The organism is Leucobacter sp., from assembly GCF_053528595.1.
The window spans coordinates 1-11,780 of the sequence record NZ_JAIVPF010000030.1 but is presented as its reverse complement, the minus strand read 5'-3'; the positions used below and the strand labels follow the sequence as shown (position 1 = coordinate 11,780).

The following is an 11,780-nucleotide window of genomic DNA, read 5'->3' as shown; positions in this document are numbered from 1 at the left end:
CGGGATCCCGCCGAAGATCGTGGTGACCTTGACGCCGACGGGGTCGGCGAGCATCTTGACGGTCTCGGCGATCTGCGTGACGAGCTCGCGGGTCGGGGCGAGCACGATCGCGCGGGGCCGGCTCGGGCGGCGCTTGGCCTGCGCGCCGTCGGCGAGGTTCGCCACGAGCGGGATGCCGAAGGCGATGGTCTTGCCGGAGCCGGTGCGGCCGCGGCCGAGCACGTCGCGGCCGGCGAGGGTATCGGGGAGCGTGTCGCGCTGGATGGGGAAGGGGGAGGACTTGCCGTTCTTCTCGAGCGCGTGCGCGATCGGCTCGGGCACCCCGAGCTCGATGAAGGAGGGCGAGGGAGTGGTCTGTTCGGTCACGGGGACCTTTCGTGTTCGTGCAGCGGCGCGGTGGCCGCTCGGCGCGCCGGCACCCCGGGGTGCGGCGGCGGACCGGCCGTCGTGCGTCGCTGCTGAATCGGCGAGTGCGCGGGATCGCGCATCCGTTCGCCGCGGAGAGTCTGTGGGCCCGTGGGCGCCGGCGCCGATCCGCGATGAGGGATCCGGCGCATGAATATCAGCGACGATAGGGCCGGTGTGCACCGGCCCGTGATTCCAGCCTAGCGGATCCGGCGGCGCCGGGCCGAGGTTTCTGCTGATTCGCAGAAGATCCCGGGTTCTGCACCGACGGGCGCATCCTCCCGGTCGCGGGTGCATCTGGCATGATCGCTGCATGGGACGCATTCACATCCGCGAATTTCACGACGACGACCTCGACGCGGTCGTCCGCCTGTGGTGGGAGGCCCGGTCCTCCTCCGAGCAGCCCGTGTACTCGCTCGCCGAGGTCACGGCCTCCTGCCGCGAGGATCACGCCGTCGTCGCCGTGCGCGACGAGGTCATCGTGGCGGCGGCGGTCGGGCGCGCGGCCCACGCGCAGGGCTGGATCGTGTTCTTCGGGATCTCGGAGAACGCCCGGTCCGAGAACGTGTCGGGCGCCCTGCTCGACGCCCTCGAGCGCAAGATGGCGCCGATCGGCCTCTCCACGCTCTCCGTGCTGATGCCGGAGGGGAGCCGCCTCGACCTGCTCACCTCCAACGGCTTCCAGCTGCGCCACAGCCTGCGCTACCTCGAGCGCCAGATGCCGGTGCAGCGGCGCGAGCTCGACCTGCTCAAGGACCTCGGCGGCCGGATCCTGCCCCGTCACCTCTGGGAGAACGTCGCGGGCATGCGCGGCGAGAAGCAGCTGCTCGAGGAGCGCCTGGTCGCGCCGCTCGCGCAGCCCGACCTCGCCGACCGCTACGGCGTGGTGCCGCCGCGGGCGGTGATGCTCTTCGGTCCGCCCGGCACGGGCAAGACGACGTTCGCGAAGGCGGTGGCGTCGCGGCTCGACTGGCCCTTCGTCGAGGTGTTCCCCTCGCGGCTCGGCGACGGGAAGAACAGCATGGCGTCGTCGCTGCGCAGCGTCTTCGAGCGCATCGACGAGCTCGAGCACGGCGTGGTGTTCATCGACGAGGTGGAGGAGATCGCCTCCCGCCGCAGCGACCCGCCGACCCCGACGCAGGGCGTGACCAACGAGCTGCTGAAGATCGTCGCCGACTTCCGGGCGCGCGAGGGCATGCTGCTCATCTGCGCCACCAATTTCGTGCGCGGGCTCGACGCCGCGTTCCTGCGGCACGGGCGCTTCGACTACGTGCTGCCGATCGGCCTGCCCGACGCCGAGGCGCGCGAGGCGATCTGGCGCCGCTACGTGCCCTCGGAGATCGCCGCGGAGGTCGACTTCGCCCGGCTCGTGGCGGAGAGCGACGGGCTCACCCCGGCCGACATCGAGTACGCGGCCCGGCGGGCCTCGCAGGAGGCGCTCGCACGGGCGCTCGCCACCGGCGTCGGCCGCCGCCCGGAGGAGCGCGCCGAGCTGACGACGGACGACTATCTCTCCGCGCTCGCGGTGACCCGCGCCACCGTCTCGGAGGAGCAGCAGGCCGCGTTCCTCGAGGACATCGACGAGATCGCGCGGCTGTAGCCGACGGTGCCGCGCGTCAGCGCGTCAGCTTGCCGAGGAGGTCGTCCCCGTCGTCGGCGGCGGCGCTCGGCGCGGTCGCGGAGGTCCCGGCGTCCGTGCCGCGCCGGCTCGCGTCGGCGATCGCGCGCTGCGACACGATCACCGCGTCCTCGATCACGGCCTCGCCCCGCTCGAGCGCCTGCAGGTTGCGGGCGCGCAGCGCCCGGCCGGTGCGGTCGGCCTCGACGATCGCGCTGCACTGGGCCTTCACCGAGTCGATGACGGTCCAGATCGTCTCCTCGGTGATCACCGGGGCCTGCGAGGCGTTCGCGACCATCTCGACCGACTTGGCGGTCTCCGCGAAGGCGCCCTGGACGAGCTTGTTGGTCCCTTCCTGCACCGAGGCCCCGAGCTCCGCGCCCTCCTTCGCGAACGCGGCCTGCTGCCACAGGGCGAGCGACTGCCGGGCGGAGGGGAGGCCCATGGTGCGGAACGTCGCGAGCCGCCGGCGCAGCGCGAAGGTCGTGACGATGAGGTTGCGGGTCGCGGGTGCGTGGGCGAAGCCCAGGAAGAACTGCGAGCGCCAGTCGGACCAGCTCTTCTCGGTCTCGGAGAGCACGAACGACAGCTTGCTGTGGATCTCGCGCAGCTCGCTCGTGGTGATGGTCTCGCCGCGGTAGACCACCGACTCCGATCCGGAGCCCTCCGCGGCGCGCAGGGCGGCGTCGGCCTCGTCGAACTCCTTGCGCAGCTCCTCGATGACCTGCTCGAGCGCGGCGAGCACCGCCACGACGTCGTCCATGTGGGCGAGGGTCTGCTCGTGGAGCAGCTGGCCGCGCGTGATGTTGTCGGCCAGGGCCGATTCCATCTCCTGCAGCTTGACCTCGGCCAGGTCGATCTTGTCGGCGATGGGCTTCGACTCGCGGATCATGGTCGTCAGCGTGTAGCGGCCCTTCTTGAACCAGCCGACGACCGTGTCGACCGCGTTCTCCAGCTTCTGGGACCGCCACTTCTTCTCGAAGCCGTCCATCGTGCGCAGCATGTCGTTGACGACCGCGTCGGCCTCGGGCACCCTGATGTCGCGCTGCGCCTCGAGCAGTTGCACCGATGCGCTGTTCATCTTCTCCATGACGGGGCCGCCGAAGGTGACGATCTGGTTCACGTCCTCGGTGAACTTGCGCGCCAGGGCCGGTGCCCCGCGCCGCAGGTCGTCGAGCTGCTTCGGGGTGAGCAGGCTGCGGAACTTGAACGCGGCGTCCTGCGGATCCGCGACGTCGACCTCGCCGGCTGGCACCTCGGCGATCGCGAGCTCCAGGGGAGTGGCCCGCACCTCCTCGCCCTGCGTATCGCCGGGCTCCAAGAGCGCGGCGAAATCGACTGCAACGGTCTGCTCTGACATCGGTCTCCTCCAAGGACGTGCGGGGTGGGGTTCGGTGGGCTGCGGGGTCGGGTGCCGGGTTCGGCCGGTTCGCGCGGGGGCGGTCATGGCTCCCGGTCTCGGTAGACGTCGGACAGCCGGGCGCCGTTCTGCGGGCGTGTGAGCGATTCGAGCGCCACCCGGAACTCGATGTCGCGGGACTCGCTCAGCTGCCGGATGTTCTCGACGACTTCGTGGTCGACGGCCTCGACGGCCCGCAGCACCTGCGCGATGCGCTGCTCGGGATCGCTCCAGTAGCCGGGATTGCGCAGGAGATCGCCGTAGTAGTCCTCGGAGAGGAGGGGGGCGAGCTTCGCGAGCGTCTCCGCGTAGCGGGAGACGAGGAGGCGCTGCTGCTGCTCGGGTCCCTGCTGGGCGCGGGCGAAGAGGTCCGAGAGGTGCCCGAGGAGCGGCCGGAGGCGCCCGCTGCGATCCGGGCCCGTCTCCCGGCCGGTCAGCCGGGGCAGGTACTCCGAGACCGCGCCGATGAGGGGGATCGCCGCGCCGTCGGCCGGGACGGCCCCGCTGCCGCCGTAGAGTCCCGCGAAGAACCGGAGCTCGTCGAGCGCGCGGGCGAGGGTCGCGCCGTTGGCCGCGTCGATGGCGCGGAGATGCTCCGCGGCCAGGTCGGGTGCCGGCCGGGCATCGGTGACGGCCCGGGAGGTGCGGCGCGGCCTCCAGGACACGGAGATCGTCCCGGGGAGCGGATGCCGGGTCTCGCGTCCCGCCAGGCCGAGCGGCCCGCGGGCCCGCACGGCGATGTAGCCGCTGCGGAGCGTGCCGCGCCGTCTCGGCGCGAGCGCGAAGGGGATGCTGAGCGGTTCGCCCGGCGCGGCCACGACGGGGATCCACGGCGACGACGCGGATCCCGCGCCCTCGCCTCCCGAGGGATGGGCGCCCGCCCGCACGAGCGCGTGCTTGGGCCAGGTGTCCTGCACCGCACCGCGGATCTCCCGGGTCCCGAGGTTCCGCAGCCCGATGAGCATCCGCACGGGCTCGTCGCGCAGAGCCGTCGCCGGCCCGCGGCGGGTGACCTCGACCCGGCGCGGGCTGGGCGTGAGCGCGATGTCGGCCGCCGCCGCCAGGCCGCACAGCGCGGCCCAGCCGCCGAGGGCCGCGAGCACCGGCACGCCGACGAGGCCGAGCAGCGCGGCGGGGCCGGCGCCCAGCAGGGCGATGGCCGCGAACCGAGGGGTGAGGAACACCGAGCTCATGAGGCCGCCTACGGCTTCTGGCGGTCGGTGTAGACGTCCGAGAGCTTCGCCTCGGCGACGGTGCGGGTGAGCGCGTCGAGCGCGACCTTGAACTCGAGGTCGCGCGACTCGTTCACCTGCTTGATGTTCTCGACGGCCTGCCGATCGACCGAGTCCACCGCGCGCCGCACCTCCTCCAGGCGGCTCTCGGCGTCGTTCCAGAATCTCGGATTGCGGGTGATGTCGCCGTAGTAATCGTCTCCCAGCGCCTTCAGCAGCTTGGAGAGGGTGTCCTTGTACTGCGCCTGCAGCAGCCGGGTCTGCTGCTCCGTGCCGCGCTTCCGCACGCGGATCATGAGCTCGGAGACGTGGTCGGCGAGCGCGGAGATCCCGGCGCCGAGATCCGGGTACGCCGCGGCGCGCTCGCGCAGCTCCGCGATGGCCTCCCGCACGAACTCGCCGTTCTCGCCGCTCAGGGCGGCGCTCAGCTCCTTCTCCACCCGTCGGGATCCCGCGATCCCGCGCGCCCGCCGGTCGCGGCGCCGCTTCCGCGCGAGCATCGCGAGGCCGCCGGCGACCACGAGGACCGTCACGAGGGCCGCTCCGCCGATCACGATCCCGCCGCTCACCGGGGCGTCGGCCCGGGGCTGCTCGGCGCCGGGGATCAGCATGCTCTCGACCGCGGCCACCGCGATCCCGCCGTCCGCCTCCGACTGCGAGTAGAGCGCCTCGGTGATCGCCGTCGCGTCGTCGGAGGCCACGGCGAAGCGATCCGTCGCCGGGTGGTCCTCGATGACGATGACGGTGTCGGATCCGGTGGCGCTCCTGAGCTGCGCGGCCAGGGTGCTCGAGGGCACGTTCTCGGCCTGGTCCGGCTGGGGGATCACGACCACGCGCACGCCCTCGGGCAGTGCGCTCTCGAGCTCGGCCGCGTTCGAGATCGACGCGCCGTCGAACTGGCAGACGACCCGGTCGCCGCACGCGGCGACGACCTCGTCGGCGTCGGTCACGGCACTCGCCGGGGCGACCAGGGCGAGTGCGGCCGCGCCGGCGAGCGCGAGGCCGGTGAGGCTCGCGGTGAGGGTCGCTGTGATGGGTCGCACGATCGCCGTCTAGAAGTTGTTCATGACCGACTGGAACGTCTCGGTGATCTTGGTCGGATCGGAGGCGTTGAAGACCTGACCGCCCGAGGCGCGCGCGAGCTTCTCGAGCGACTCGATGTCGGCGCCCTCGGAGTACGCGATCGCGAAGATGCGCACGGGCTTGTTGTTGCCGCCCTCCTTCTGGTCGGCGTTGATCCGCTGGATCAGCGACTCGAGCCGGATCACCGAGTCGGTGTCCTCGCCGTCGGAGAGGACGACGATGGCGTTGATGCGGCCGGTCTCGGCGTGCCCCCGCATGTAGTCGTAGGCCGCCGCGATCGCGTCGTACAGGGGCGTGCCGGCGCGCTGGCTGTGCGCGAGGTCCCGGATGTCGTCCTGCAGGCCCTCCTTGTCTCCGCCGAGCGGGCCGAAGGGGCGCACGACTCCGATCCCGTCGACCCGCGCGTCGTCGATCTGCGAGGTGAGTCCCGTGGTGAAGGCCCAGACGCCGATCTCGTCGGTGGAGCGGACCTGCCCGAGCGTGGTGGTCGCCCCCTCGATGGCGCCGTCGAGGCGGGTCCGGTTGCCCCCGATGCTCTCGTCCATCGACCCCGAGATGTCGATGACCTGCAGGATCGCCGAGGGCTTGCGGATCAGGGCCCACTGATCGATCGCCGCCGACACCACCTCGGGGGACGGCTGCGGCAGCGAGAGCGCCGGCTGCGCCGGGTCGATGCCCACGTCGGAGTTGAGATATGCGCTGACGTCGACGCCGTCGTCGAGGGGGCGGAACCCGTACTTCGGGAGCTCCTGCTGCGCCTCGGCCGTGTGCAGGAACTGCACGAAGGCGTCGGCCGCGAGCCGCTGCTCGGGCGTCACCCAGTCGGTGTCGAGCACGACCGCGGGGTTGTCGCTCCACATCGAGCCCTCGCTCGGATAGACCGCGACGAGCTTCTCCTCGGGAGGGGTCAGCACCTCGCCGGGCTGCACCGTGTGCGAGTCGGGGTTGCCGATGTTGTAGTTGTAGAGCGACGTCTCCTCCAGCGCGATCGCGCTCACGTAGGAGGATCCGCTGCCGGTGGTCTTGTCGACCAGGTTCTGCAGCACCTTGCCCGTGGTGTCGCCGTAGTGGATGGCCCCGGACTCGAACACGCGCGAGAACTCCTCGGCCGCGGCGATGTCGGCGGCGGTCAGGTCCTGCGTCTTGCCCGAGGCGGCGTAGGCCTGCATCAGCAGCGTGGACATGCCGGTGGTCGAGCTGTTCGGATTCGTCTTCGCGATCTTGAAGGAGCCCCACATCGGTTTGCCCACGGCGCCCCAGCCGTCGGGATCCGCGATCAGATCGTGGATGTCGGCGATGCCGATCTCCGTGCCGGGGTACCCGAGCGCCTTCGCCATCGACTCCGGGATCCCGAAGACCACGGGGGTCTTCGCGAAGCTCTCGGCCCCGGCGACGACCCGCTCCCCGGCGATGGAGGCGACGCGGTCGGTCCACACGGTCGACGCCGGCGACCAGATCGACGGCGCGGTCTCGTCGCCGAGCGCCCACGTCTCCGTGGAGTCGGAGAGGTACTGGGCGGCCTTGCCGGAGGCGACGTTGATCGGGTGCACCGTCGCGCACTGATCCAGTCCCTCGTGCTCGGCGGAATCCTTGAACCCCTGCCCGAGCTCCTCCATGAGGTTGACCTTCTCGGACGAGGTCGCGACGATCACCTGCGTGCAGCCGTCATCGGCGAACCCGCCGTTCTCGGCGCCCCCGGACTGCGCGCCCCCGGCGGTGCAGCCGGTGAGCACGAGGGCGAGGGAGCCGGCGAGCGCGACGGCTCCGATGAGCGTGCGATGGAGTGCGCGATAGGACACGGTCTGCGAGATCCTCTCCCCGATGCGGTTGTGGTTCACAGCCTATGCCACACCGGGGGCCGCGGAAACGCCGCCCGCCCCACGGTTCGCTGTGAGCGCGCGCAGGCCGCGCCGCGCGACGGCGAATGTCCGGGGGTGCCGGTAGGTTCGGAGGAGCCGCGGCCCCGGTCCGCGGAGAGGAGGCGGCCATGTTCGTGCAGAGACGGTCCGAGGCGACGGGCGACGGTGCGCACGCGCATCGGATCGTGACGAGCGCGAGCGACCTCACCGCCGCGAGCGCGTGCGAGTTCGCGTTCCTGCGACGGGTGGACGCGAAGCTCGGCCGCGACGTCGAAGTGCCGCCCGACGACGATCCGATGCTCGCGCGGGCGGCCCGGCTCGGCGACGCCCACGAGGCGCGCACCCTCGAGGCCTACCGGGCCCTCTGGGGGTCCGGATCCGCGGCGACGGGCGGTGTGGTGGAGATCCCGCGCCCCGACTCGATGCACGAGGCCGAGCTGGCGGCCGTCGCGGAGCGGACCCGGGAGGCGCTGAGCGGTCGCGCCGACGTGGTGTTCCAGGCCACCTTCTTCGAGCCCGTGCAGCGCCCCGCCGGCGCGGGGGAGCCGGAGATCGGCTTCGTCGGCTTCGCCGACTTCCTGCAGCGGGGCGCAGACGGGGCGTACGAGGTGCAGGACGCGAAACTCGCCCGCCGCGCCAAGGTCACCGCGCTGATGCAGCTCGCGGCCTACGCCGAGCAGCTCGAGCGCATCGGCGTGCCGGTCTCGCCCGAGGCGGTGCTGATCCTCGGCGACGGGGCCCGGTCCCGGCACCTGATCGCCGACATCGCACCGGTGTTCCGGGCCCGGCGCGAGCGGCTGCACCGCATCCTGCTCGAGCGGTACGGAGCCCTCGGCGCCGACGGGAGGCGCGAGAGCGGCGCGCCCGTGGCCTGGGGCGCGGCCGGCGTCTCGGCCTGCGGGCGCTGCGAGGTGTGCGAACCGGAGGTGGTGCGCACGCGCGACCCGCTGCTGATCGCCGGCATCCGGCGCTCGCAGCGCGACGCGCTCGTCGCCGCCGGATTCGACACGATCGACGCGGTCGCGGCGCTGGCGGGAGGCGGGTCCCGCTCCGTGGACGGCGTCGCCGACGCCGCTCTGGAGCGCGTCGCGGCCCAGGCCGCTGTGCAGCTCGAGGCGGTGCCGGGGGAGCGGCCGCCGGTGCGCGTGGTCGATGCGGCCGCGCTCGCCGCGATCCCGCGACCCGACGCGGGCGACCTCTTCTTCGACTTCGAAGGGGATCCCATGTACCGGGAGCCCGGAGACGACGAGTCCGCGAGGTGGGGCCTCGACTACCTCTTCGGCATGATCGACGCCCGCGAGGCCTTCACGCCGCTGTGGGCGCACGATCTCGAGGCCGAGAAGCGGGCGCTGCTCGACTTCCTCGCGTTCGTCGCCGAGCGCCGCGAACGCCACCCGGGCATGCGCATCTACCACTACGCGGCCTACGAGCGCACCCACCTGCTCGCGATCGCGGCCCGGCACGGCGTCGGCGAGGCCGAGGTAGACGGGCTGCTGCGCGAGCACGTGCTCGTCGACCTGTACCCCGTCGTGCGCCGGGCGCTCCGCATCGGCTCGCGCTCCTACTCGATCAAGAAGCTCGAGCCGCTGTACATGGGCGAGCAGCTGCGCGACGAGGACGGGGTGACGAGCGGCGCCCAGTCGGTCACCGAGTACGCGGAGGCGAGCGCGCAGCTCGCGTCCGACGACGCCGCCGAGCGCGCCGAGGGGCAGCGGCGGCTCGACGCGATCGCGGACTACAACCGCTACGACTGCCTCTCGACGCTGCGGCTGCGCGACTGGCTGCTCGAGATCGCCGCCGCACACGGGGTGAGCCCCTATCCGCCGAACGCGGTGGACGAGGAGCAGGGCCCAGCGCTCGAGCTCAGCGCGGTCGCCGCCGCGCTCGCCGGGCACGCCGCCGCCGCGTCCTCCGAGTCCGACCGCTCCGCCGCCGCGCTCGCCGCGAGCGCGATCGACTATCACCAGCGCGAGCAGAAGGCGTTCTGGTGGGCGCACTTCGCACGGCTCGTCGACCCGGTCGAGGACTGGGCCGACACCCGCGACGCGATGATCGTGGATCCGGCGCTCAGCCGGGTGGAGGAGGACTGGTCCGTGCCGCCGCGCGCCCGTGCCGAGCGCCGGCGCCTGCGCCTGCGCGGCGAGATCGCGCCCGGCAGCAGCCTGCGGGGCGGAGAGGCGTATCTGCTCTACGAGCACCCGGCGCCGTTCCCGCAGCCCGGCGCGGCCCCGGGCGCCCGCGGTGCGCGGCGCGTGAGGATCGTGGAGCGCTTCGACGACGGCGTGACGGTCGAGGAGTCCGCCGGCGCCGCGGAGCGCTACGACGCCCTGCCGATGGCGCTCGTGCCGGGTCCGCCGCCGCCCGCCGGCGCGCAGAAGGGGGCCATCGAGGAGTGGGGAGCGGCGCTGGCCGCGTCCCTCGATCGCGGCGGCTTCCCGCACGATCCCGTCGTCGATCTCATCCGCCGCGCCCGACCGCGGCTGCCGGCGGGTGCGGGCCTCGTGCCGCCCGGCGCGGAGGACGCGCGCGACGCCCTCGCGGGCGAGACGGACGCCGGCACGATCGGCGCCGTCGTCGCCAGCCTGCGCCGCCTCGACCGCAGCTACGTCGCCGTGCAGGGGCCGCCCGGCACCGGCAAGACCTATCTCGCGGCGCGTGTGATCCGGGAGCTCGTGGAGCGCGACGGCTGGAGGATCGGCGTGGTGGCGCAGTCGCACCGCGTGGTCGAGAACGTGCTCGACGGAGTCGTCGCGGCGGGGCTCGACCCGGCGCTCGTGGGCAAGGTGCCGCAGGGCGGTTCGCTCGGCCCGGACGAGGCGGGGCCCCGCTACACGGTGCTGCCGAGGAACGGGCACGCGCGCTTCACGGCGGGACACCGCGCGGCGGGGCGCGGCTGCGTGGTCGGGGGCACCGCGTGGGACTTCAGCAACGAGGGCCGCTTCGAGCGCCGCGGTCTCGACCTCCTCGTGATCGACGAGGCCGGTCAGTTCTCGCTGGCGCCCACCATCGCGGCCGCCGTCGCCGCCGAGCGCCTCCTCCTGCTCGGCGACCCGCAGCAGCTGCCGCAGGTGTCGCAGGGCAGTCACCCCGAACCGGTCGACGCCTCGGCGCTCGGCTGGCTGCTGGGCGAGCACGGCACCATGCCCTCCGAGCTCGGGTACTTCCTCGCCGAGACCCGGCGCATGCGCCCGGAACTCGCGGAGGTCGTCTCCGAACTCGCATACGAGGGGCGGCTCCGCGCGCACGAGGGCGCCGCGCGGCGCGAGGCGACGGGTGCGGGCCCCGCGGGCCTCGTGTGGCACCCCGTGCGCCACTCGGGCAACGCGACGAGCTCGCCCGAGGAGGCCGAGGAGGTCGTGCGCGTGGTGCGCGAGAGCCTGCGCGGCCGGCTGCTCGAGCGCGGGACGCACCGCGGGTTGGCGGAGGAGGACCTGATCGTCGTGGCCGCCTACAACGCGCAGGTCGAGTGCGTCGCCCAGGCGCTCGCGGCGGCCGGGCACGGGCGGGTCCGCGTGGGCACGGTCGACCGGTTCCAGGGACAGGAGGCGGTGATCGCGATCGTCACGCTCGCCGCCTCCAGCCCGGAGGACGTACCGCGCGGCCTCGAGTTCCTGCTGATGCGCAACCGGCTCAACGTCGCCATCAGCCGGGCGCAGTGGGCGGCGCACCTGGTGTCGTCGGATCGCCTGGGCGACGGGCTGCCGGGCAGCGCCGAGGGCCTCGCAGCGCTCTCCGGCTTCCTGCGTCTCACCGAGCGGTCGACGCCGACCCTACACTGATGCCATGGACGCACCTCGCTCAGGCACGCGCAGCACCGTCGACGGCCTCTTCCGCCTGCTCTACCCGGGGGAGGAGAGCTTCCGCGACGGCCCGGGCGCCCGCCGCGAGACGCGGGCGCTCGCGGCCGCCCTCGCCGCCGCCCTGTGCGCGGCGGTCACCGGACTCGTCGTGTTCCACGGCGACACCCCGCTCTGGGCTCCCGTGTCGCCCGGCAGCATCGGTCTGCTCTTCGCCGGGCTCGCGGCGATCGTCGCCGCCTGCCTCGAGTACCTGCGCTCGCCGGCGCCCGTCGTGCCGGCCCGCTCCCGGGGCGCCGCGATCCTGCAGCGCGTCGTCAGCACCGCGTCGATCGCACTCGTGCACGGCGGCATCGCCCTGCTCCTCGTCGGGCTCGCCAACGCCGT

At 73.2% G+C, this 11,780-nt stretch carries 7 protein-coding genes and 1 pseudogene; 3 read left to right on the top strand and 5 right to left on the bottom strand.

Annotated elements, in window-relative coordinates; genetic code table 11:
- On the bottom strand, positions 1-366 hold a 366-nt coding region (locus ACWKZU_RS06255; protein WP_449281540.1), incomplete at its 3' end, for a DEAD/DEAH box helicase.
- A 352-nt stretch (positions 367-718) separates the two neighbouring features.
- Between ACWKZU_RS06255 and ACWKZU_RS06250 the strand changes: the two genes are divergently transcribed.
- Positions 719-2,005, top strand: coding sequence for an ATP-binding protein (locus tag ACWKZU_RS06250; protein ID WP_449281539.1), 1,287 nt, complete (start codon positions 719-721; stop codon positions 2,003-2,005).
- Between the two features lie 16 nt (positions 2,006-2,021).
- Here ACWKZU_RS06250 and ACWKZU_RS06245 read toward each other — a convergent pair whose 3' ends face one another.
- The 4 genes from ACWKZU_RS06245 to ACWKZU_RS06230 all read right to left on the bottom strand — a co-directional run bounded on the left by ACWKZU_RS06245 (position 2,022) and on the right by ACWKZU_RS06230 (position 7,536).
- Positions 2,022-3,383 (bottom strand): toxic anion resistance protein, encoded by a 1,362-nt coding sequence (locus ACWKZU_RS06245; RefSeq protein WP_449281538.1) that lies wholly within the window; start codon positions 3,381-3,383, stop codon positions 2,022-2,024.
- An 83-nt stretch (positions 3,384-3,466) separates the two neighbouring features.
- Positions 3,467-4,615, bottom strand: coding sequence for a hypothetical protein (locus ACWKZU_RS06240; protein ID WP_449281537.1), 1,149 nt, complete (start codon positions 4,613-4,615; stop codon positions 3,467-3,469).
- 8 nt (positions 4,616-4,623) lie between these two features.
- Positions 4,624-5,697 (bottom strand): hypothetical protein, encoded by a 1,074-nt coding sequence (locus tag ACWKZU_RS06235; protein WP_449281536.1) that lies wholly within the window; start codon positions 5,695-5,697, stop codon positions 4,624-4,626.
- A 9-nt stretch (positions 5,698-5,706) separates the two neighbouring features.
- A complete protein-coding gene (locus tag ACWKZU_RS06230; RefSeq protein WP_449281535.1) occupies positions 5,707-7,536 on the bottom strand; it encodes a substrate-binding and vWA domain-containing protein in 1,830 nt (609 codons plus the stop codon).
- 188 nt (positions 7,537-7,724) lie between these two features.
- On the opposite strand from ACWKZU_RS06230, the gene ACWKZU_RS06225 reads away from it, so the two are divergent.
- Positions 7,725-11,375 (top strand): TM0106 family RecB-like putative nuclease, encoded by a 3,651-nt coding sequence (locus ACWKZU_RS06225; RefSeq protein WP_449281534.1) that lies wholly within the window; start codon positions 7,725-7,727, stop codon positions 11,373-11,375.
- Positions 11,376-11,379: 4 nt separating this feature from the next.
- A pseudogene (locus ACWKZU_RS06220) lies at positions 11,380-11,780 on the top strand (hypothetical protein); the annotation flags it as partial.